This is a genomic window from Rectinema subterraneum (genome assembly GCA_009768935.1).
GTDB classification, from domain to species: domain Bacteria; phylum Spirochaetota; class Spirochaetia; order Treponematales; family Rectinemataceae; genus Rectinema; species Rectinema subterraneum.
Map to the genome: position 1 here is coordinate 14,353 of WESA01000002.1, position 22,708 is coordinate 37,060.

At 52.7% G+C, this 22,708-nt stretch carries 22 protein-coding genes and 1 tRNA gene; 13 read left to right on the forward strand and 10 right to left on the reverse strand.

The window, feature by feature from the left end:
• Positions 1 to 80 precede the first annotated feature (80 nt).
• Both pcnB and GAP13_RS00895 read right to left on the reverse strand, forming a co-directional pair.
• Positions 81 to 1,283, reverse strand: a complete 1,203-nt coding sequence (pcnB, locus tag GAP13_RS00890; protein WP_158905243.1) for a polynucleotide adenylyltransferase PcnB — start codon at positions 1,281 to 1,283, stop codon at positions 81 to 83.
• A gap of 39 nt (positions 1,284 to 1,322) precedes the next feature.
• Positions 1,323 to 2,237, reverse strand: a complete 915-nt coding sequence (locus GAP13_RS00895) for an alpha/beta fold hydrolase (protein WP_158905245.1) — start codon at positions 2,235 to 2,237, stop codon at positions 1,323 to 1,325.
• Positions 2,238 to 2,459: 222 nt separating this feature from the next.
• Between GAP13_RS00895 and tsaE the strand changes: the two genes are divergently transcribed.
• A complete protein-coding gene (gene tsaE / locus GAP13_RS00900) occupies positions 2,460 to 2,936 on the forward strand; it encodes a tRNA (adenosine(37)-N6)-threonylcarbamoyltransferase complex ATPase subunit type 1 TsaE (RefSeq protein WP_158905473.1) in 477 nt (158 codons plus the stop codon).
• Entirely contained in the window at positions 2,933 to 3,595 is a 663-nt protein-coding gene (gene tsaB, locus GAP13_RS00905; protein ID WP_158905247.1) for a tRNA (adenosine(37)-N6)-threonylcarbamoyltransferase complex dimerization subunit type 1 TsaB, read from the forward strand. Before tsaE ends, tsaB begins: the two co-directional genes overlap by 4 nt.
• A gap of 15 nt (positions 3,596 to 3,610) precedes the next feature.
• Here tsaB and GAP13_RS00910 read toward each other — a convergent pair whose 3' ends face one another.
• Both GAP13_RS00910 and GAP13_RS00915 read right to left on the reverse strand, forming a co-directional pair.
• A complete protein-coding gene (locus tag GAP13_RS00910; RefSeq protein ID WP_158905249.1) occupies positions 3,611 to 4,735 on the reverse strand; it encodes a hypothetical protein in 1,125 nt (374 codons plus the stop codon).
• A complete protein-coding gene (locus GAP13_RS00915; RefSeq protein WP_158905251.1) occupies positions 4,725 to 4,982 on the reverse strand; it encodes a hypothetical protein in 258 nt (85 codons plus the stop codon). Before GAP13_RS00915 ends, GAP13_RS00910 begins: the two co-directional genes overlap by 11 nt.
• A gap of 92 nt (positions 4,983 to 5,074) precedes the next feature.
• Here GAP13_RS00915 and GAP13_RS00920 point away from each other — a divergent pair.
• Positions 5,075 to 5,147: transfer RNA gene (locus GAP13_RS00920), tRNA-Met, on the forward strand.
• Positions 5,148 to 5,242: 95 nt separating this feature from the next.
• On the opposite strand, the gene GAP13_RS00925 is transcribed toward GAP13_RS00920, so the two are convergent.
• Entirely contained in the window at positions 5,243 to 6,439 is a 1,197-nt protein-coding gene (locus GAP13_RS00925) for an aminotransferase class I/II-fold pyridoxal phosphate-dependent enzyme (RefSeq protein ID WP_158905253.1), read from the reverse strand.
• A 66-nt stretch (positions 6,440 to 6,505) separates the two neighbouring features.
• Here GAP13_RS00925 and GAP13_RS00930 point away from each other — a divergent pair, with 66 nt between their 5' ends.
• Positions 6,506 to 7,924 carry a putative DNA modification/repair radical SAM protein gene (locus tag GAP13_RS00930; RefSeq protein ID WP_158905255.1) on the forward strand — a complete coding sequence of 473 codons (1,419 nt, stop codon included), beginning with the start codon at positions 6,506 to 6,508 and terminating at the stop codon, positions 7,922 to 7,924.
• 1 nt (position 7,925) lies between these two features.
• Here GAP13_RS00930 and GAP13_RS00935 read toward each other — a convergent pair whose 3' ends face one another.
• Positions 7,926 to 8,096 carry a hypothetical protein gene (locus tag GAP13_RS00935; protein ID WP_158905257.1) on the reverse strand — a complete coding sequence of 57 codons (171 nt, stop codon included), beginning with the start codon at positions 8,094 to 8,096 and terminating at the stop codon, positions 7,926 to 7,928.
• A gap of 28 nt (positions 8,097 to 8,124) precedes the next feature.
• Here GAP13_RS00935 and lipA point away from each other — a divergent pair, with 28 nt between their 5' ends.
• From lipA to GAP13_RS00970, 7 genes are all read left to right on the forward strand, one after another.
• Positions 8,125 to 9,069, forward strand: a complete 945-nt coding sequence (gene lipA, locus GAP13_RS00940) for a lipoyl synthase (RefSeq protein ID WP_241864252.1) — start codon at positions 8,125 to 8,127, stop codon at positions 9,067 to 9,069.
• Complete coding sequence (locus GAP13_RS00945) at positions 9,066 to 9,377, forward strand: hypothetical protein (RefSeq protein WP_158905259.1); 312 nt, start codon at positions 9,066 to 9,068, stop codon at positions 9,375 to 9,377. Before lipA ends, GAP13_RS00945 begins: the two co-directional genes overlap by 4 nt.
• Positions 9,367 to 10,152: a lipoate--protein ligase family protein gene (locus GAP13_RS00950; protein ID WP_158905261.1), complete on the forward strand. Its 786-nt coding sequence runs from the start codon at positions 9,367 to 9,369 to the stop codon at positions 10,150 to 10,152. Before GAP13_RS00945 ends, GAP13_RS00950 begins: the two co-directional genes overlap by 11 nt.
• Before the next feature lie 232 nt (positions 10,153 to 10,384).
• A complete protein-coding gene (locus GAP13_RS00955) occupies positions 10,385 to 12,178 on the forward strand; it encodes an ATP-binding protein (protein ID WP_158905263.1) in 1,794 nt (597 codons plus the stop codon).
• Positions 12,175 to 12,645, forward strand: a complete 471-nt coding sequence (locus GAP13_RS00960; protein WP_158905265.1) for a response regulator — start codon at positions 12,175 to 12,177, stop codon at positions 12,643 to 12,645. Before GAP13_RS00955 ends, GAP13_RS00960 begins: the two co-directional genes overlap by 4 nt.
• On the forward strand, positions 12,642 to 13,238 hold the full coding sequence (locus GAP13_RS00965) for a response regulator (RefSeq protein WP_158905267.1): 597 nt from the start codon (positions 12,642 to 12,644) through the stop codon (positions 13,236 to 13,238). Before GAP13_RS00960 ends, GAP13_RS00965 begins: the two co-directional genes overlap by 4 nt.
• Before the next feature lie 82 nt (positions 13,239 to 13,320).
• A complete protein-coding gene (locus GAP13_RS00970) occupies positions 13,321 to 14,895 on the forward strand; it encodes an HD domain-containing phosphohydrolase (RefSeq protein WP_158905269.1) in 1,575 nt (524 codons plus the stop codon).
• Positions 14,896 to 15,001: 106 nt separating this feature from the next.
• On the opposite strand, the gene GAP13_RS00975 is transcribed toward GAP13_RS00970, so the two are convergent.
• The 4 genes from GAP13_RS00975 to GAP13_RS00990 form a co-directional block, all read right to left on the reverse strand.
• On the reverse strand, positions 15,002 to 16,357 hold the full coding sequence (locus GAP13_RS00975; protein ID WP_241864263.1) for an L-cysteine desulfidase family protein: 1,356 nt from the start codon (positions 16,355 to 16,357) through the stop codon (positions 15,002 to 15,004).
• A gap of 78 nt (positions 16,358 to 16,435) precedes the next feature.
• A complete protein-coding gene (locus tag GAP13_RS00980; RefSeq protein ID WP_158905271.1) occupies positions 16,436 to 17,530 on the reverse strand; it encodes an ABC transporter ATP-binding protein in 1,095 nt (364 codons plus the stop codon).
• Positions 17,511 to 19,250: an ABC transporter permease gene (locus GAP13_RS00985; RefSeq protein WP_241864253.1), complete on the reverse strand. Its 1,740-nt coding sequence runs from the start codon at positions 19,248 to 19,250 to the stop codon at positions 17,511 to 17,513. The genes GAP13_RS00980 and GAP13_RS00985 overlap by 20 nt, the downstream gene beginning before the upstream one ends.
• 102 nt (positions 19,251 to 19,352) lie before the next feature.
• On the reverse strand, positions 19,353 to 20,348 hold the full coding sequence (locus GAP13_RS00990; protein WP_158905273.1) for an ABC transporter substrate-binding protein: 996 nt from the start codon (positions 20,346 to 20,348) through the stop codon (positions 19,353 to 19,355).
• Between the two features lie 216 nt (positions 20,349 to 20,564).
• Here GAP13_RS00990 and GAP13_RS00995 point away from each other — a divergent pair, with 216 nt between their 5' ends.
• Entirely contained in the window at positions 20,565 to 21,662 is a 1,098-nt protein-coding gene (locus tag GAP13_RS00995; RefSeq protein ID WP_158905275.1) for a LacI family DNA-binding transcriptional regulator, read from the forward strand.
• A 66-nt stretch (positions 21,663 to 21,728) separates the two neighbouring features.
• Positions 21,729 to 22,673 (forward strand): sugar-binding protein, encoded by a 945-nt coding sequence (locus GAP13_RS01000; RefSeq protein WP_158905277.1) that lies wholly within the window; start codon positions 21,729 to 21,731, stop codon positions 22,671 to 22,673.
• Positions 22,674 to 22,708 lie beyond the last annotated feature (35 nt).

The window sequence follows — 22,708 nt, forward strand, 5'->3', positions numbered from 1 at the left end:
CCGTCTCGCCATTATTGCATCCCTCGACATGCATCTATAAGATACAAAAATTATGAGAAATTCGTTTCAAGCTTGTTAAATTACTGCAAATTTGCATCAGAAATCTCGATATGAGCAGCCTCCGCCCGCTGTTTCGACTTTTTCCGGCGCGGGCTGCGCTTGCGGCGCTTAGGTACCGGGGGTGCGGGCATGAGGCTGTCTTCCTGCAATACCCATTCCATTGCTTCCTCCAGCGCGACTCGAGGCAGGTTGAGAGGGGCAAGGAATTCCCGGATATCGGCAAACGCCGCCTGCCTGAAAGCAGGCGGTTCTTTGGGCACGTCCTCGCGCCTGGCGAAATCTCTTAGCCGCTGCCGAACAAACCAGGCGACAAATGGAGAAATAAGCCGCCTGTCGGTCTGCACAATTTCTGCAGCGCTCGCATTGTTCAACAGCGAAGCATCTTCGGGCGTTCGGGCAAGAGCATCGAGCGATTCGAGATGCTGAAAAAAGGTATCCTTGAAGTCCTTGCTGCGCCGCAAAGAATTCGACACTTCGGGCAAGAAATACTGGAGAAGCTTGTAACGGTCCAGCCATTGGATAATAATCGCCGATTTGCCCGATGCAATGATTTTGTAGAATTCCTCAGCGAGCCGCGATGAACTCACTTCCTTCAGCAGGGCAGCATCGCGGTGGATCGCAAATCTTAGGGCAAATGAAAATGAAAAATTATTGACCGCAGCATATTTTACACCGCGGATCATCCTCACGGGGTCTTCGCGGAATATTTTTTCGAGCGGAATGATGGCCTTGAGACGGTTCGCACGCAGGTCCTCAAGCCCACCGAGAAAATCCAGAAGCTCGAATGTCAAAGGATCGTAATACAGCGCATTGATGGTAAAATCGCGGCGCTGGACATCTTCATCGATTGTGCCATATTCGTTGCCGATTGTCCCTGTAGAAAGCGAACGGAACGTGCTGACCTCGAAAATTTTATGGTTTGCATAGATATGCACAAGTTTGAAACGGCGCCCAATGATTCGCGAATTGCTGAAAATTTTCCGGATTCGGTTCGGGAGCGCGTCGGTGACGATATCAAAATCCTTGGGGCGCTTTCCCAGAAGAAGATCTCTGACTGCGCCTCCAACGATATAGGCAGTAAAGCCATGCGATACAAGCCTTTTCACAATAGCCGAAGCATCGCGATCGACAAGTGAAGGATCGATGTTGTGTTCGGTGTTATCGTATACTCTGGCTTTGGCCTGAAGGCCGCCTTTTGTATTACGGAAGTATCGGATTCTCACAAAGCTGCTCCACTGTGCACTCCGATACACTACAGAAAATCAGCGAATGTGTCGAGAGAACCAGTCGGCAATATCGTTCAGAACCTCCATTCTGTTGATCTCGTTGATCGATTCATGCCTTCCGCCCTCGTAACATTTCGTTTCAAAATCGATAATGCCAAGCGAACGGAACTGCTGCGCAAGCTTCTCGCAGCCTGCTTGCATGCCAATCACGGGATCGGCCGAACCGCAGAAAAGGAAAAGCGGCAGAGTCGGTGGGATGCTCTCGAGGAAACCCTCCCCATACACTTTCCGCAGGCCATGGATGAGGTCGCGATAAAAGCCATAGGTACATATGAAATTGCATTTGGGGTCTGCAATGTACGCATCGACAATGGAGGCATCGCGAGTAAGCCAGTCGAAACGGGTGCGCGCGTTGGGAACAGTCTTTGCATAATCCCCGAATGTCATCTGATTCGCCAGTTTGGCAGGCGCATGGAGTCCTCGAATGGCAGCGCCAATACTGACAATCAGCCCACCAATTTTATCCAGAAAAGGATTCGGCTGAGCCGGGGGCGCCGACAGAATCGCGCCATCGAAATACTTGCCATTCACTGCAATGAGCGCCATGCCGACAAGCGCACCAAACGAATGCCCAAAGTAAAAAAGCGGCAAGCCGCCCATCTCTTTCGATGCATAATCACCGAGCTCGACAAGATCCTGAACCACGCGCTCAAATCCATCGGAATCTGCTAAATACCCTTTATTCACATCCGGGTCGGTGTCGCCATGCCCTCTGAGATCGGGAATCCAGCAGGATATCCCGATCGGAGTAAGCGCTTCAGCAAGAGGTATAAAGCGCTCTTTGTGATCATTCATGCCGTGGCCAATAAGGACAACCGCTTTCGGCTTTTCCTTAGGATCGTATCTGAGATAGGCCAGCTCCTTTCCGTCGCTCGCCTGGAATTTTTTCATAACAGACCCCCAGCTTGAATGAACGTTCACTATAATTATCGGCAAAAGTTAATATTTTCAATCAAGAATTATTATACGCAACGGGGCAGATGTAAAGACCATATTTCGGACTGATCATATAATGAGGCATTGCAGACTGTGCCAGCCTGCAGATCTAGAAAAATCCGCAATAGCATTCTAGTATAAAGCCATGAATGTATTCTCGATGGAGGCGTTTCTCTGATTGTCCTACCTAGTGCACATGTCCGCAGAACACTTGCAATCGGCAGGAAAATCGGCGCTGCTGCACCGGAACGTGCTGTCATTGCATTCAGAGGGGATCTTGGAGCCGGAAAAACCACGCTTTCCAAAGGCATTGCCCAGGGACTCGGGATCAAAGAAGCGATTATCTCCCCGACCTATACCATCATATCCGAATACGACGGCCGACTTCACCTTGTGCATATCGATGCATATCGCCTTGCAGATGAAGAAGAATTTTTTCAGACCGGCGGTGAAGAGCTCCTGGGCGCTCCAGGAACGCTCAGCCTCATCGAATGGAGCGAGCGCATCGCACATATTCTGCCGCCAGAGAGCCAGATCATCACCATCACGGTCGAAGAGAATGGAGCACGCCTTATAATGCTCGAAGGCGACTGGATCGAGGCGTTGCGCTGGGGCCATTTTACCATTCCTGCATGCAAGGAGACTTCATTATGACCATCTTGGCTATCGATACAAGCACGCCAATTCTCAAAATCGGCGTATATAAAGGTTGCCTCATCCAAGCGACTATTGTGCAGCCTCCGCTGACGCATGCAGAACAGATAATCCCGGCTATTGAGGAAACATTTCGCAAAGCTGGCATCGCGCCCGCGAATGCTGGACTGATTGCGGTGGCAGGAGGACCAGGCTCGTTTACTGGCCTGCGCATCGGCATCGCAACGGCAAAAGGGCTATCGCTCGCGCTCGGAATCCCTCTTGTTCTGGTGCCCACTCTCGATATCTACGGTTTTGCATGGCGCGAGATGGGCGGGATTGTCGTTCCTGTCATCGACGCACGCAAACACCGCATCTACTGCGCTCGGTACAGCCATGGACAGAATATGGGCGAATTGATGGACATCGAGCCTGACCAACTTCTTCCGAAAATAGATGCTGAAGAGGAAGTGCATTTTATAGGCCCTGATGCGGATCTTCTCGAATCGATCTGCCTCGAGAGGCCGGGGTGGATAATCCACGAGCCCGACGCAGAAAAGGAAGTTGCCGCGATTGCTGAACTAGGCTTGCGCATTTTCGAAGAAAAAGGCCCTGCAGACGACGCAGCAAGGCCAATATACCTCCGCGAGCCGGAAATTGGCATACCGCTGGCGCGCTAGCTGCCGGCCGCTCTCTCAAAGCTCCTTGATATATGCCCGATTCCGCTTGTGCTGGCGCTTAGGATAATCCTTCCAGATACTCTGAACCTTGACATTGTCCTCAAGCTCGAGGTTGGTCTCCGCGTATTCGACGCCTGCCTCCAAAGCAGAACGCTGGAAGGCATTCATGATGATCGCCAATACACCGCGCGCTTGATATTCAGGCTTTACAGAAACCAGATACAGATCCAGCACTTTCGGATGCTTCAAAGCATTGAGTATATAATACCATCCGAATGGGAAAAGCCTTCCCCGCGACTTGTAGAAAGCTTCAGAAAGGCTTGGCATCGAAATGCCGAAACCGATGAGGTGCTCCTCTTCATCCACGAGAATCTTGGTGAAACGCGGCTCCACAAAGCCGAGGTATTGCTTGATATAGGTCTCGACCTGGCGCTCTGTGAGAGGAGTTGTGCCATAGAGGCCACTGTAGGTTTCATCGATGAGTTTGAAAAGCTCTTTGCCGAATTTCTGGACGATAACGCGCTTGTCTGTCCATTCATACAGATGGACGCCCGAACGCTTGGCAAGCAACTCGGTAACGCGCTGAACCTTTTCGGGAATCTCTTTTGGCGTGAATATTTGATACTGAAGCCAATCGATGTCCTTGCGGTATCCAAGCGCTTCGAGGTGTTTCGGATAGTATGGATAATTGTAGATTGTCGCAAGCGTGGCCATTTGGTCGAAGCCCTCAACCAGCATGCCCTCGCGATCGAGATCAGTAAAGCCCAGAGGCCCATGGACCGCTTTCATACCCTTCGATGCTGCCCATCGCTCGACTGTCTCCAGAAGCGACTTCGATACTTCAGGGTCATCGATAAAATCGATCCAGCCGAACCGCGCGTATTTGTTGCCCCACTTTTCGATGTAGCGATGATTGATAATGCCCGCGATGCGCCCGGCCATCTTGCTGTCTTTCCACGCGGTCCAATATTCGGCCTCGCAGAATTCAAAGGCAGGGTTCTTGTCCTTTCTGAGTGTCCGCATCTCGTCAAGGCGCGGGGCAGGCACATAGTTGGGCTCATCCCAATACAGCCGCACAGGAAAATCGATAAACTGCCGCAGATCTTTGCCCGACTCTACTTTTCTGATTTCAACCGCCATGTTCGCCCCCAATTTCAACTTTCCATTCCTGGATGAACAGTTCATACGCCGCAATCGTCGCCTGCGACACAATGTCGCCAAGCTCCCCGCGCCCGAGCCAATCATTGCCATCGAGAATATAGAGGTGCGAAAGCTGGCGCTCTGCATCCTCGATCGAAAATACCGGATCCACTTCGCGGCGGCGCTTAAGGCCGGTCAGCGTCCCCTCGAAAATTTCCTGATACTTGATTTCATGCCATTCAGCCATTCGTACCTCAATAATCAATTATAGACGGAGGTACAGAAAACACTCAAGGTATTGACCAACGAGGCAATTTTGCGATATACAACCACCTGCACGGCGGGGTAGCTCAGTTGGCAGAGCAAGCGGCTCATATCCGCTGGGTCGTGGGTTCAATCCCCTCCCCCGCTAGAAAAAGGCCTCGGAAATCGGGGCCTTTTTTATTTTTGATGGCTCCTTAACAGCGGCATGCTGATGAGGGGCGAACAATAAAGCCAATTTGCTTTTCAGACCCCCTCCAGCGCTTGCGCCAGATCCTGAACAAGCAGACTCGCATCCTCCAAACCGATATGCAGCCGGATGAGGTTCAGGCGGTCCGCGGGGACAGAGCCCGCGTAATGCGCAGCCTCGGGGAAGACAAGGCTTTCGTAGCCGCCCCAGCTCACTGCCCGCTTGAACAGCGAAAGCGAATCGACAAAACGCGCCACATCTTCGACGCTATGTGTCTTGAGCCTGAACGAGAAGAGCCCGGAGCCGCCTCTGAAAAGCTTCTGCGCGAGTTCGTGTTGCGGATGGGATGCGAGCATCGGATAGTTTACGCTCGCGACTCGCGGGTGGTTCTCGAGAAACTGCGCGACAGCAAGGGCGCTTCGGTAATGCACGGGCATACGGATATGCAACGTCCGCATACCCCGCATCACAAGCCATGCCATGAATGGATCCGCCACAGCTCCCATCTGGAGTGATTCTTGCCAAACAATATGATCGATATCTTCAGCCTTGCCGACAATGACCCCGCCAATGATGTCGCTGTTGCCGCCCAGGTATTTGCTCAGCGAATGGACGACGAGGTCCACACCGAAATCGATTGGGTTGCAGAAAATGGGTGTGGCCCAGCTGTTGTCCATGATTGTGCGGATTCCGTGCGCTTTTGCAATTGCTGTTATGGCAGGAATATCCTGGATGAAGAATGTCAGAGATGTCGGGCTTTCGAGATAAATGATTCTGGTTTCGGGGCGAATGGCGCGCTCAATGTCCTCGGTGCGTGTGCCATCAACGATGGTGTGCGAAACGCCAAAGCGTTCGAGATATGTAAGGAGGCGTTGCATCCAGCCATAGCTGTCGGCTACACAGATGATGTGGTCGCCCTGCCTGACAAAAGCCATGACTGCATTGGAAATCGCTGCGACCCCTGCGCCGAGGAGTTTTGCCTTTTCCCCATGTTCGAGGGCGGCAATCTTGGACTCGACAAGGTTCACCGTTGGGTTGTTGCCTCGCGTGTACAGGCAGCTGCCTACCTCATCTTCAAGCGCGGCTTTGAGCTCGACGAAGCTGGAAAAGCAGAAATTCGATGTCTGGAAGATGGGAGGGCTCACAGCGTGCTCAGAAAGTGCATCTTCGTTCATGTGATGGGGGATATATGAAACATCGATCGGATTGAGGGCAATATCGGTTTGCCGAATGGTGGCGGATTTGTGCAGCATGGCAGTTCCTTTGATGCAATACTAATTGACGCAGCCATTTCTTGAAACTATACTTTTGTATAGTACATGGACCGTCTGGAGACCCTTCGCATTCTCTCGCAGGCTGCGGATTGGGATGCCGCCGCGCCGAGCACACGCATCGAACAATCTTCTTGCGCGCCGCTCGATTCAGCACACACTAAAGCTCCTTCCTGCCCTGCATCAGAGGCGTCTCGAGCCGGCTCTTCCTCGCCGCCAGATTCTGCTGTCCGCGAAGACGCAGCCTATGGCATCTGCAGAGTCAAGCGCCTTGGCGGGGGCAGTGTTCCCATTCTTAAAGTCCTGCTCTCCAATGCATGCTCATACAATTGCGCCTATTGCGTAAACCGCCGCTCTTCCAATGTTCGCCGCGCATCCTTTCAGCCCGACGAGCTGGCGCGCACTGTTTCGGATTTCGATGCCCGTGGACGCATCCATGGAGCTTTTATATCTTCCGGCGTACTGGGAACCCCCGACGAAACGATGGAGCAGCTTATCTGGACAGCACGAAGCTTGCGCGAGCGGTACGGGTATCAGGGATATCTTCATCTGAAAGTCATTCCCGGCGCCTCACCGGACCTTGTGCGCCTTGCCATGCGCTATGCAACGCGAGTATCAGTCAATATCGAACTGCCAAGCGAAGAAAGCCTTGTGCGGATTGCCCCTGACAAGAGCCCTGACGCGATCCTCTCGCCAATGAGCCTGATTGCTGAGCATATGAGAGAATTGCAGCTGAACAAGGCGGACAAGCCTGCCAGCGATTCTCTCTCGACCATTGCCGCTTCGCCCCTGACCGCGGGCCAGACAACACAGATGATCGTCGGCGCAAGCCCCGAACCCGATTCGACCATTCTTGCGCTTGCCCGTCATCTCTACCAGAGCTTCAATGTCCGTCGCGTATACTATTCCGCGTTCCGCCCGGAGGGGACAGACCCTTCGCTGCCCCACCCCGCCGCTCCTCCCTATACTCGCGAATTCAGGCTGTATCAGGCAGATATGCTCTTCCGCTGGTACGGATTCGAGCCTGACGAGCTTTTCGAGCAGAGCGAGTATCTCGATGAAGATCTCGATCCGAAGGCTGCATGGGCACTGCGCCACCCCGGGCTTTTTCCTGTCGAACTTATGACAGCAGATTTTTTGCAACTGGTTCGGGTGCCGGGCATCGGGCCCACCGCTGCCCGCCGCATTCTCGAAGCTCGCAAGAAAGGAGGCCTGGATTTTCAGCACCTGCAAAAAATGCGCATCCGCCTCAGAAACGCAGCCTGGTTCATCACGCTCCGCGGCAAAACGCCGTTCATGGAAGCGGGCTTTGATGCTTTCCTGCCAGATGATCCCGGTTTTGGCGTGTTTGCTCCCGGCTTCGCTGTTTCCCGCGCCCTTGATCATCCTGAAATCCTGCGCGAAATCATCAAGGATAAAAAGCCGCCGGTGCCTCCAACTCAGCAGGAGCTGGATTTTCTTTCCTGATTTATCGCTTTTTTATTGACTTCGCCCTGCGAATACAGACGTCGAGAATGGCGACGCCCAGCTCGCTGATGGCATGGCACATGCGCGCGTCTTCATCGCCGATGGCATGGGCTTCCTGGCGGAGGGCGGCAATGCCAATTGCCGGCGCCCCGGCTCTGCCCTCTCCTGACATTTCCTAAAAATTCGTCTATACTCTTCTCATGTCAGATTCCATGACTATCCCCAAGCCGTCCTGGCTCAAGGTGCAGCTTCCCCATGGCAGAGAATGGCGCCATGTCGAGGAAGTGCTCGCATCCAAGGGTTTACACACTGTTTGCGACGAAGCGCGCTGCCCGAACAAAGGCGAATGCTGGGGCGCCGGTACCGCCACCTTCATGATCATGGGCGACACCTGCACGCGCGGTTGCCGCTTCTGCGCCGTAAAAACCGCCCACCAGGGACAGCCGCTCGACCCCGCTGAACCATTGCACCTTGCAGAAGCCGTCAAGGCTCTCGGCCTCAAATACGCAGTGATCACCTCCGTGGACCGCGACGACCTTCCGGACCGGGGAGCTGCGCATTTTGCGGCATGCATCCGCGCGATCCGCGAACTGAGCCCTGGGACGCAGGTCGAGGTGCTTATCCCCGACTATGTGGGGACAGAGCTTTCGACAGTGCTTGAAGCCAAACCCGATGTCCTTGCGCACAATGTCGAGACAGTGCGCCGTCTGCAATCCGTCCGCGACCGGCGCGCATCATTCGACAAGAGCCTGCAGACCCTCCGCGAAGCCTATGCAGCGGGCATTCCGACCAAATCGAGCCTGCTTCTCGGCCTTGGCGAAACCGAGGACGAGGTGCTCGATGCGTTGCGAGAACTTCGCTCAGCTGGTGTATCCATTGTCGTCATGGGGCAGTACTTGAGGCCGACGCCCCAGGAAATACCTGTTACCGAATACATTACCCCCACCCGCTTTGCGGAATATGCCGAAAAAGCGCGGGCTCTCGGCTTTGCGTCGGTTATCTCGGCGCCCTTCGCGCGGACGAGCTACCATGCGCGCGAGGCGTGGGGTGCTGTGGACAACCCGGCGCGGAAAACTGGCTCCGGGCCACGGCGCGGGCACGAGGCTGAAACTGAGGGCAATACTCAAGGCGGTTTAATATCATGAAACTCGAGCTTATCGGAAAACCCGGCGGCTGCAAGCTTTTGCGCATGACGCTCGAAGTGGAGCCTCCCCTCTCTCCCGCTTCGCGCCTGCAAAGAATTTCGATCCGCGGCGATTTCTTTGCCGTGCCGGAAGAAGCCTTCGAGGAGGTTGAGCACGAACTTGAGGGTACCGCGCTTGATGAGCTCGGCCTGCGCTTCGATGCTCTTGTGCTCGAAAAAGGCATTCAGTGTGCGGGAATCGGAGGGGCGGGCCTGGCTGAGCTCGTGCAGAACTTGCTTGTGCAAAAGGAACAGCAACATGGCACATGAATTCAGACTTCTCGAAACCGGTTTTCATACAGCGGCATTCAATATGGGCCTCGATGAGGCGCTTCTTGGCTCAGTTGCGGAAGGCAAAAGCCTGCCCACCCTGCGTTTTTACGGATGGAAGCCGCCTGCAGTCTCCATTGGCTATTTCCAGGGCCTGCATGAAGAGGTCGACGTCGACGCCTGCCGTGCTGCAGGCGTCGACGTGGTCCGGAGAATCACCGGCGGGGGCGCGGTATTTCATCATTATGAAGTGACGTACAGCATCGTTGTACCGCTTTCGCATCAGCTTGCGCGTCCCAACATCCTCGATTCGTACCGCCTGCTGCTGGGCGGCATTATCGATGGTCTTGCCCTCCTCGGCATCGAAGCCGAATTTGCGCCCATCAATGACATCGTCACTGGTGGAAAGAAAATTTCCGGCAACGCGCAAACGCGCAAGCGCGGCTGCATACTCCAGCATGGCACCATTCTCCTCGATGTCGAAGTGGATCTCATGTTCAGCCTGCTCAAGGTTCCCCAAGAAAAGGCCAGAGGCAAGCTCATCGAAGATGTCAAGGAGCGCGTGACCAGTGTGCAGCACTTTTTTAAAAATCGGGGTCAGAACCCCATTTTTAAATTTTTGTATGAAGAGACAGTTGCCGCACTAAAACAAGGGTTTGCGAGCGCCCTTGACCTTTCGCTGGTCGGCTCCAGCCCGGACGAAGCAGAATTAGCGGAAGCCCAGCGCCTTGCCGATGAAAAATTCGCCTCCCGGCATTGGACTGAGCTGCGCTAACGCCTGATCCAGCGGGCCCGGCCCTGTACTGCCCACTGGAAAAATCGGCCTTCACTGCATTTTCGAAAAATCAGACAGTATTGCAGCGCCTCCGCGAAAATCGGCCCGCACCGCGCCTTCTTTTGATTTTTCTGCTTGTATCCTTTATACTTACCGATAGATATAAAGAGGGGCTTTCTGTTCAAGCATTTGCTGTGTCGCTGGAGACAAGCCCACCCAGGGGAGGTCTCAGGTGCTGACCGCTCTCTTCCAGAATATCACGATTCTCATTTCCATATCGGTGCTCTACCACTTCATTTCCCGATCGCTCAAGGGTACACCGTGGGCAGTATCAGTACTCAACGGAGTCCTGCTTGGCGTCACCGCGATTCTCACCATGCTCACCCCCTTCGAAATAGAAAAAGGCCTCTTTTATGATGCGCGCAGTGTCGTGATCGGCATTGCGGGGTTTTTCGGAGGCCCCTTGACTGCTGGGATTGCTGCTGCAATCGCTCTCGCATATCGCATCCTGCGGGGCGGAGCAGGTGTTGTTCCGGGCTCGCTTTCGATTGTCTTTCCCGCAATTCTTTCAATAATCGCATGGCAGGCACGCCAGCGCTATCCCGCGAACCCACAGGGGCGCAAGCCACACATAATGCTCGAGACATGGTTTCTGGGCCTCATCATCCATGCGAGCGTAGTGCTCGCTCAGCTGGCGCTGCCTGGCGGCAGATGGCACCAGATCATTCCACTTATGCTATTCCCGTTTCTAGTCGTATTTCCCCTCGTGTTTTCATTGATTTGCCTTCTGTTTTTGGATAACGAGCGCATCACAAAGGCAGCGCTGGACCTTGCCGAATCTGAAGCGCGGTATCGAAGCCTTTTCGAAAATCACCATACCGTAATGCTCATCATCGATCCATCCACCGGCCGGATTATCGACGCAAACCCCGCCGCTGTCGAATTCTACGGCTGGGATCGCGCCACGCTCACCAGCATGCGCATCCAGGATATCAATACATTGAGCCCGGAAGAAGTCGAAGCGGAAATGGCGCGGGCACGCATGCGCGATAAAAATGTTTTCTATTTCAAGCACAGGCGCGCGAACGCCGACCCCGTCGATGTCGAAGTCTTCAGCGGGCCCATTACCATCAAAAGCAAAGAGCTTTTATACTCGATAGTGCATGACAACTCGTTGCGCGTCCGCGCCGAACGGGAACTTCAAGCCCTCACACAGAGCCTTGAGCAGCAAGTCCTGGATCGCACAGTGCTCCTCGAAGCGCAGAGCCGCCGCCTGCAGGAATTGAACAAGGAGTACGAAGCGTTTGCGTATTCCGTTTCGCATGACCTTCGTGCTCCCTTGCGCGCGATCGCCGGCTTTTCGGCCATTCTCGGCGAATCTCTGCAAGCGCAAGGTATCCTGAAGCCGGCTCCAGATCAAAAAAGCGCAGGCTCGGAAGCGAATACCTTACAGACACCTGACTTTGGCCACCTCCTCGATCGGATTCAGTCAAACGTCTCCCGTATGCAACAGCTCATCGACGACATGCTCATGCTCTCGCGCGCAGGAACGAGAAAAATGAATCCTCAGCCCATCGATTTCACCCAGATGGCGCGCGAGATCCTAGGCGAGCTGGCCGAGCAACAGGGTAACCGGCATTTCGAATGCACAGTCCAGGACGGGATGACGGCAATCGCCGACCCCGACCTGGCCCGAATCCTCCTTGTCAACCTTATATCGAATGCCATAAAATTCACAAAAGATCGCGATATAGCGCACATCGAAGTTGGGGCTGAGCAAAATAGCGATGTGCCGCGCTTTTTCGTGCGCGACAATGGTGTCGGATTCGATGTTGCAGCAGCCGGGGATCGACTGTTTGCCCCATTCCAGCGCTTTCACAGCGAGGCAAGCTTCGAAGGAACAGGTATTGGGCTTTCGATTGTCAAAAGGGTTGTTGCGCGACATAATGGGAGGGTATCCGCAGAGTCCGTGCCAGGTCAGGGAGCAACATTCTATTTCGATTTTGGCGAGGTAAAACAGACATGACGGCAACCACCAGCCACGAGAGCATTCTCATCGTCGAAGACAATCCCGACGATGCAGAGCTTGCGGTCATTGCCCTTCGCCAAAAAGGGATCAATCTGCCGTATCTGATTGCCCGGGACGGTGAAGAGGCGCTGGACATTGCCTTCAGACGCAAGCCTCTGCCCGACCAAAAGCCAATAGAGCCCGGGCTCATTCTTCTCGACTTAAAACTGCCTGGCAAAAATGGAATCGAAGTGCTCAGGGAACTTCGCGCTTCGCAGCGCACCCGCTATGTGCCAGTAGTAGTGCTCACCACATCGATGCTGGAGGAAGACATGATTCAAAGCTATGAAAATGGCGCAAACAGCTTTGTCAGAAAACCTGTCGATTTTGCTACCTTCCAGCACTATATCGAGCTCATATGCTGCTATTGGCTCCATACAAACTTGCACCCTGCTCTAGCGATTTCCCAGAGGCCAACCTCATGACGATTGTACCGCAAGAAACCGACCTGAACATTCTTATAGTCGAAGACAACAGAGATGATGTCGACCTTCTCATGTACAGGCTCCGCAAATCGTTCAAGTCAGTCAGCTATACCCATGTCTCGACTCTGGAACAGTACCTCGAAGCGGTTAGGCACCTAGCAAATGGAAAACTTGACAGGACCTCATACAATATAATCATCTCAGACTGGGCGGTGCCGGGCTACGATGGCTTTGTAGCCCTGCAGGCATTGCAGGATGTCGACGAAACTATCCCTTTCATCGTGGTGTCCGGAACGATCGGAGAGCCGACCGCAGTCGCGCTCATAAAAGCGGGCGCGTATGATTTCGTGCTCAAGGACCAATCGGCCCACCTCCCCTATATCATAACGAAAGCCCTTGAATGGGCGGATCAGCGCCGGATTGAACAAGAACAGCGCAGGCAGATCGAAATGCAGACCAAAGCCCTCAGCTGCTCACCCATAGCGATGGCGATACTAGACAATGAGGGAACGTTCGAATGGATCAATCCTGCGTACGAAGTGCTCACCGGCTGGACATTGGCCGAACTCAAGGGACATCCCCTTTGGGAATGAATTCACTGCGTCTTCTTCGCAAAGCGATTGCTCGCAGGTTTTCGAAGAACTGGAACACAAAGAAGCTCATCAGTGTGAAGGAATGGAAACCCGCAAAGACGGTTCGCGATACCATGAACTCAGACAACTTGCAAAACTGCTTGATACAAATACTACTTCGCAGCGTTATCTGCTGATTCGTCAAGATATCACCTTTTTAAAAGAATACCGCACAAGGCTCGAAATCGATGCGGAATTGCCCCAAATCCTCGCAAACTGTCAGACTTTGCATGCTCTTTATCAGCAGGCTGCAGCATATATCAGACGAACGTTCGATATCGAGCGCGCGGGTTTCATACGGCTGGATGAACAAGGAACGAGCGTGCCGCCATGGTATGGCGATGATATGAGTCAATCGCTTTCGCTCGGCATAATTCAAGGAACCCGCTTTCCCATCATCGTTGGTGGGACGACAAAGGCTCTCTGCGTGGTGGAGTGGAAGCCATCCTTTATGGAAGGGTCAGCCCTTCTTCTTTCCTATGCCCTCGAAAAAATGGAACAGCCTCTGGCCAGGCTCGAAGCACAGGAAAACGCCAGAGAATGGATGAAGCGGCTTTCTTTGCTCGATGTATTCAGGGAATATTTCGGTTCGGGACGGAATTTCGGTGCAGCAATCTCGAAAGTTATCAGATTGATACGAGAGACATTGCGTGCAGACAGTATCACGTTATATATCAGCAATAATGATGGAACATTTGCCTGTCGCAATTATGATGGATTCAGGACGGATCTTATAAAAGGAGCGATCATCCAGGCTGGCCAGAAAAATGTCGGGCTTGCCGCGGAAGAGCGCCGCATTGTCGCGGTAGACGATCTGGAGCAGGATTCGTCATATGTCCAGCAATTCCGCGAGCTCATCGCTCGGGAGCAATTTGTCTCGCAGTACTGCGTTCCCGTCATTCTCTTCAACGAAGTTCAAGCCGTGCTCGAGCTGTTTTTCCGCCATCCATTCAAGCCCGACGAAACATGGCTCGCATTCGCTCAGGCTGCAGCATATCAAACAGGCCTCGCCCTTGAATTCCAGAGTGTCATCGAAGAGCTCGATGGCGCATACCAAGAGCTTCAGAGTGCCAACGAATCAATCATCGAAGGGCTCTCCAGCGCCCTCGAATTCCGTGATGAAGAGACCAAAGGCCATACCCTGCGAGTCACCGCACTTTTCATGTCATTCGCTTCGCGCTTCATCCAGGACGAAAATGAGCTTAAAAAACTCAGAATCGGCTCGCTTTTGCACGATATCGGCAAAATTGGCATTCCCGATGCAATTCTCAACAAGCCCAGCCCCCTTACGCCCGAAGAGCGAGCAGTAATGCAGAAGCACCCGCTCATCTCGAAAGAAATTCTGTCACGAATTCCATCGCTGGGTGATTGCGTCGATATCCCTTTGTACCATCACGAAAAATACGACGGCACCGGCTATCCATACGGTCTGAAGGGAGAGGAAATTCCGCTCGCCGCGCGAATATTCGCTGTTATCGATGTGTACGAAGCGCTCACAAGCGACAGACCGTACCGCAAGGCTTGGTCAAAAGAAAAAGCAATCGAATATATCCGCGACAATGCCGGCACGCATTTCGACCCGGAGATTGCGCTGCGCTTTATGGAGCTAAACCTCTAGCGATGCGCCATATGCCCCTTGGGCTCTCGGGCTGAATTTGGACAGAACCTGGCGCGGACCCCTCGCGGGCTTGGCGCGCCATCATCTGCCCTGCCCGCAGCGCGCATCATCTTTCGAGCATTACACGAATAATCTCAGCATCTGTCGCGCGCATTCCGTTTTTAGCGACAATGCCGACATTGCGGATAGTCTCTTCGACATCGGCGCCAGCAAGCCCTTCACCATCGCGGAAGCGCCTCCCTTCGTGCATACCAAGTTCGAGCGCAAGCATTGCCGATTCGAGAGCCGTCGCTATTTTGGCCGCACATGAACTCTTCGCGCCGTCGCAGAGAATGCCGTCGGCCGTTGCGATTGAATCGATAACTACCGCGGAAAGCTGCTCGTAGCTCGCGCCTTGCAAATATGCAATTCCTGCTGCTGCGCCAACCGCTGCACTCACCGCGCCGCAATACGCCGAAAGCTTACCAACATATTCCTTCTGTTCGAGCGCGACGAGATTGCTCACTGCAAGCGCACGCAGCAGCTTTTCCTCGCCAACCTTAAGCGTGCGCGCAAATTCGATGACCGGCAAGGATACAGTAAGGCCCTGATTTCCCGAACCCGAATTGATTACAACCGGCATCGGACAGCCAGCCATCCGCGCATCGCTGCCTGCTGCCGCCAGCGCCCGCGCGCGCACTCGCACATCCGACGCATCACGGTATTTCATGAGAGTCTTGCCGACAGAGACACCCCAATCGCCTTTCAGCCCTTCTTGTGCAATCGCCTGGTTCAATTCGATCTGCGCGCGCAGGGGCGCCTCGATATCGCGCAATCGCAGTGTATCGGCAAATTCAAGAATGTCCCGGACGTTGAGAAACGCATATTCATGCCGGTCTGCGCTCACAAAAGCCATAGAGGATTCCCGTGGAGCCGCGTCACAGCCAGCACATTCATCGCGGCGGAGTTCCATGGTGCTCTGGCCGCTAGTATCCGCCGCCTTCGCATTGTTTCTGTCGAACACAAGGCGCCCGTCCTTCTCAACAAGCGCAATTCCGGTGTGCGTGTGCTCGACGACAACATGCGCAGAAGCCTGAACAGGAACGCCCGCTGTTTCCGTTGCGCTTGCAGCCTTTTCTTCAGGCGGGGCGAATGCCCAAACCTCGATATATAGGCCTTCGATGCCTTCTGCCAGCGAGACTTTGCACATCCCTTCCTGCACAAGCCTGCGAACTTCCTCCAGCTGGCCGGGATCGAGCGACTGCAGCACCTCGAGCTTTCTTGCCGCGTCTCCGCCAACCACGCCTGCGATTGCCGCAGCCTCAAGCCCACGCATGCCTCCGGTATTCGGTACTGTCACGCCTTTTACATTCTTGACGATATTCGCGCTGACACGCAGTTCGATTCGCTCAGGCCTCATCCCAAGCACATCGCGGGCATATGCTGCAGCATATGCGACCGCAATCGGCTCAGTACAGCCCATCGCTGGCACAAGTTCCTCATGCAAAATTGCGCAGTAAGCATGGTAAACCTCATGAGACAACATCACGCTCCCCTTTCATTATGCGGGTAAAAACATGGAAACGGCCGAATCCAACACTACCGAAACTTCATCATCTTCATTGAATATATGCATCCCAGGCTTGAATGATGAGAATGCGATAAGGCTGCCCATATTGCCAAGATCAAGATGGTATTCAATATGGCTGCCCATGAATATTGCAGACATGACTCGAGCTGGGAGATGGCCTTCTTTTTGCGCCTTAGAGACTACGAGCACATTTTCAGGCCGAATGACCAGAGATGCATTCTTCCCTGGCTCGATGCGCTCGGGGATTGTGGCACGAGCCGAGAGCACCCAACCGCCAGGCATTGCTGCCTGGACTGTTTCTCCGTGGATGCCCGTCACGGGTACCTTTAGGATATTAGCCTGACCGATAAAATCAGCTACAAAAAGCGACTGCGGCTGGCTGTAGAGGTCATACGGCGCTCCCACCTGTTCCACCCGCCCTTTGTTCATGACCATGATTCTGTCAGCCATGGTGAGCGCTTCTGCCTGATCATGAGTCACATACAAGCAGGTAATTCCCAGTTTTTTCTGGATACGTCTTATCTCGGTGCGCATATAGATGCGCAACTTGGCATCGAGGTTCGACAAAGGCTCGTCCATCAGCAGCAATTTTGGTTCCATCACGAGTACGCGAGCAAGCGCAACACGCTGCTGTTCACCTCCAGACAACTGGTTCGGATAACGGTTCCCTGCATTTGCAAGGCCTACGAGCGCAAGTGCGTCTTTCACCTTTCCCTGGATAATGGAATCGGACTCTCCTCGGGATCTGAGCCCGTATGCGACGTTATTGAAAACGCTCATATGAGGAAAGAGCGCGTAATTCTGAAAAACGAAACCTATACCGCGCTTGTTCACCGGTACATTTGTCATTTCTGCGCCATCAATGGTGATCCTGCCGGAGGTTGGCAGCTCGAAGCCTGCAATCATGCGCAATGTCGTTGTTTTTCCGCAGCCAGATGGGCCAAGAAAAATAACCATCTCGCCTTTGCTTACCGAGAGGCTGACTGAATCGACCGCTTTTACTTTCTCTTTGTCTTTCTGAAAGATCTTCGTTACATCGACCAATTCAAGCGCCGGTGTTGTCATACAGAGTCTCCTGGGTTGTTCCAAATTTTCGTGTGCTGAGGCGCATGAGCCAAAGCATAAGTGCATCTGCAATAAAAACGAGCACGATGAGCACGATAGAAAATGCCGAAGCCTGCGAAAACTGCAGTTCCGTCATGCTTTCCAGAATTCGAGTTGTGAGCAGTGTCCATCGGACAGACACGAGAAATATCGTCGCGCTTATAGCTGTCATGCAGTGAATAAAAAGATAGCGCATTCCAGCAAGGACTGCGGGAATAATGAGCGGCACAGTCACATTAAAGAATGTCCTTGTGGAACTGGCACCCAAACTGAGCGATGCCTCCTCGAGCGCTGGATCGACTTGCTGCAGCGAAGCAATAACAGACCGTATGCCCGTCGCATAGTAACGAAAAACATATGCCGCCACAAGAATAGTCATCGTTCCGGTGAGCAATATCGGTTTTTCATTGAAAGCAAGAATGTAGGCGATACCGACAACCGTGCCCGGAAGCGCATAATTCAGCATGCTTGAAAATTCAAGCACTCGCCTCCCGGCAAACTTTTTTCTCTGAATCACATAGCCAATCACAACTGCCAACAGCGAGCCGACCACCGTCGATACCACCGCAATCTTGAGCGTATCGGTAATTGCCTTGCGCCCGTGGCTGAAGACATAGATAAAATGATCAAGGGTAAACGTATTGTTTACGCTCCATATTTTTACAAAAGAACCCCATAGGATAATAAAGTACAAATATAGAATGAATGCTGAAATAAATATGGAGACCGCTCCCACAGCAATTTCGAGAGCGTGCGGAAGATGCGAAAACTGAGACCTGGCTCCCGTTTTGCCTGTAATTGTTACATAGCTTCGCTTGCCAACAAGAGAACGCTGGAACAGGTACACAAGGAGGGCTGGAACCAACAAAAGAAATGAAAGCCCTGAACCTCCCTTGAGATCATAAAGGCCAGTGATTTGCAAATACGCCTGTGTCGGAAGCACCGGAAAAGTGTGCCCCCCCAGAATGAGCGGTGTCGCAAAGTCTGCCAGACTCGACCCGAACAAAAGAAGGATCGCGTTCGCGATGCCCGGCATTGAGAGAGGCACAGTCACTGTACCGAACATTCTCCAGCGCGACGCACCGAGCGACAGTGCTGCATCATCCAGATTTGCGTCCATGGTTGTCAAAATGGCAGTCAGCACCATGAATGCGACCGGGAAATATGTCAGCGTTTCAGAGATCCATGTCCCCCAAAATCCATAGAAATTGAGTTGCCCAAGCCCAAGAGCCTTTAAGAGCATCCCATTCGGTCCGAGCGCCAGAGTCAGAGATATGGAACTTGTAAAGGGAGGTGAGATGAGCGGCAAAATCGTAATCGCACTCAAAAGCCATTTGAGCGGTTTTGGCCAATTGGTCCTTGTTATAGCGAGCGCAAATAGATAACCTATAAGTGTTCCTGCAGCGCTCACCGCCATAGCAAGGATCAAGCTGTTATAGAAAGCTCTTACATTGTAAGCCTTGCTCAGTATTTTGCTGAGATTTGCAAATGAAAGCGTCCCGTTGACGATAAAAGTAGCGGCCAGTAGTCTTACTAGTGGCAAGAAGATGAATATCGCAAGCGAAAGCCAGATTGCAATAAGCGCTGAAAAAAGCGCAGGATCCTTCCGAATCAGAGATGCTCGCTGCGCCTTGCTGCTGTTCATGGCAGGCGGCTGTTCAATAGTTATATTCGAAGGCATTCACATATTTCCTTATAGCAGCAAAGTATTCGATAAAACGAGAGTCGTCCCGAAGCACCTGCTCCTGGACGACTCTTCGGTTTAACACTATATCAAAAGAAATTACTGCTGGACAACCTCGTTCACCCAGCGCTCGATGAATGCCTGGCGATTCTTGCCTTTCCATGCGATGTCGGCGTCAAGAAGCTTGACTTTTGACATGTCAAGATTTGGGTTAGTCACTTTTACATCTGGCCTGGTCGGGATATAGTTGATTTTTTTGGCGACCATGACTTCCCCAAGCTTTTTCGACGAAGCCCAATCCATCAATTTCTTTGCCGCATCGAGATTCTTTGCTCCTTTAAGAATACCAGCAGCTTCAACTCCATAGGTCACGCCTTCCTTCGGATAGGAAAGCACAACATCATAACCTTGCTGCTGAATATCAAGCGCATCGACAATATAGAACACGCCAGCGCCCGCCTGACCGGTAGCGATCGGCATGGCTCCGCCAGCACCGCTCTTGGTATAGAGCTGAATATTATGATGCAACTTCTTCTGGTAGGCAAACGCGCCATCTTCTCCGTAAATCTTTACAAGCGTGTAAATGCGCTCTGTCGCGGTGCCTGAGGTGCGAGCATCAGCCATCTGCAAAGCCCCCTTGTAAGCTGGGTTCAGCAAATCTTCCCAGCTCGTCGGAGGATTGATTCTCTTATCCTTGAGGAATTTTCCGTTGCTCATGAACACAAGGGGAATGACTCCAATGCCAATCCAGTAGCTGTCCGCTGACTTAAATTTAACCGGCACTGCATCCGCTTCTTTTGGCTTATACTGCTCGAATACACCCTCGAGAATACCCGCTTCATACGTATCTGCTGGCCCGCCCCAGAGACAGTCAACTTGTGGATTCTTTTTTTCCGCGACAATGCGCGCGAGCGCCTCCCCGGACGAAAGGCGGATAAAATTCACCTTTACTCCCGTATCGGCTGTAAACGCAGCAAAGATCTCTGTCGCATACTTCTCCGGCATGATGGTGTACACATTCAGCGTACCCTGGGCGAACAACACTGCTGGTAGCATAATGAGACCCAATAGCAGCACCACCAATGAACGTTTCATGTAAAATTCCTCCTCGATCAGGGATTGCATAAGCTATACATAAATATTGTGTACCGATTATCAGTTCAAGTCAAGAAAAAGTTCTTCCTCAAAAAATACCTGAAATTTCTATTTGACAGATTTCAAAAGCAGGCGTACAATCTGCGTGTACGATAACGCTTAGTGTGTACGTTAACGCGAACCAGGCACTCGTGCCGAGAAAAGGGAGAATATACGATGACTGTCCGAGGCATTGCAGAAAAAGCCGGAGTTTCGATTGGCACAGTCGACCGCGTGCTGCACGGGCGCGGACGTGTTTCTCCAGAGACAAAAGAGCGCATCCTTTCAATAGTCAGAGAATCAGGATATACACCCAACCCTATTGCGCGGCATCTCAAACTCAACAAAAAGCATACGTTCGCGATCGTCATGCCGGACCTGGATGAAGACTCTGGCTATTGGCGCATTGCATATTCCGGAGTTCAAAAAGCACAGAAGGAACTGGCAGCATTCGGCGTCAATATCAAGCGCTTCGAATTCAACCGCTACAATCGGTCTTCTTTTGCAAAAGCAATGGCTGCGTTCGACCCGGGCTTATTTTCAGGACTTCTCATCGCGCCAGTCATTCCCGAAGAAAGCCTTTTGCTCCTCAGGCGCATGCCGGCAGACTTCCCTGTCGTCTTCTTCGACGCCCAGATTCCTTCATTCACGCCGCTCACGCGCATCGGGCAGAACGCGTTTCAGAGCGGTATGCTTGCGGGGCGCTTGCTCGAAGCTTTTTCAAAACGCAAGGGGCCATATATCATCGTCAGCACACATAGCGAAGATTATCATATCCAGAAAAGAATTGAAGGCTTCCAGGCATATTTTGCGCTTGCGCCGCACACAATCGTGCTGCGCGAATGCTTTGATATCGAACACAAGGAAAAGCGCGAATTCTTCGTCAGGCAGCTGCTTTCTGAATTCCCGTCGATCGATGGGATATTTGTCACCAATGCATCGGTGCATGGCATTGCGGCAAGAATTAACTCACGGGCAGAAAGCCCGCATGTCGCCATCGTGGGGTATGACCTGGTACCGGAAAATGTGCGCCAGTTGCAAGCGGGCACTATCGACTGCATTGTTTCGCAGAGGCAGGATCACCAGGGCTATCAGGGCCTTTACCAGCTGTATAGGAAGGTTGTCCTTGGACAGGATGTCGAGGCAGAGATCGAAATGCCAATCGATATTTACCTTAAAGAAAACCTGCTGCAGCAGGCGCTGCCTGAGCCGCAGAAAATCATATCTTCGCCAGCTCCAGCTATAGCGCCATCTGCAAGGCTGCAAGGAATATGATTTAGCGTTTTCCCATAGTGAATCCAGCCCCCGTAGGGAGGCTTGAAATATTTCAAGGAGGTCTTTATGAAAAAGCTACTTTTAGTAGTCTTGGTGCTTTCGCTGCTGGTACCGATTGCGGTATTCGGGCAGGGAGCAAAAAAGCCGGTCTTTGTCATGGTACCAAAGGGAGTGCATCCCTACTATGAGCCATGCTACGAAGGTTTCAAGGCTGCTGCAGCCAAGTATGGCGTGACAGTCCAGAAAGTCGATCCGCAGAAATTCGAACTGCCGCTACAGGTCAAGGTCATCGAAGACTTGATCGCACAAAGAGTCGATGGTATCGCGATTTCGGCACTCGATGATGCAGGCCTTGTGCCAGTCATTGCAGACGCGATCAAAGCGGGAATCAAGGTCATCACATTCGATGCACCCGCTCCCTCGAGCGCTGCGCTCACCTATATCGGCACCGACAACGAGACAGCCGGCTATGAGGCTGGCAAGAAGATGGCCGACCTAATGAACAAAGAAGGCGAGATCATCATCCTGCAGGGCGGGCTCGGTGCAGCGAACCTCAACCTGCGCACAAAAGGCTTCAAGCGCGCACTTGCTGAAGTCGCTCCGAAGATCAAAGTGCTCGATGTCGTCGATGTTCAGGGCGATTTCGCCGTCGCTACCAACAAAACTGAGGCCATCCTGCAGACGTATCCGAATCTGAAAGCGATTTTCGCGGTCTCTGCGGAAGGAGCTCCTGCTGCAGCCAATGTTCTGAGACAGCAGAAAAAATCAGGCAAGATTATCCTTGCTGGATTTGATGATCTCAAGGACACCCTCGAAGGCATCAAAGATGGCACTGTGTCCTTCTGCCTCGTCCAGAAGACCTACAAGATGGGCTGGCTGTCAGTCGAGAAACTGCTCGATGCTATGGCTGGCAAACAGATTCCGAAAGTCATCGATACTGGCGTTCTCTTTGTCACAAAAAGCAACGTGAATACCTACATGGATGAGATGAAAAAGGAATTCAATCCGTAAGTTTATTCATGTATAATTTGCATGCGTGCGGTTGT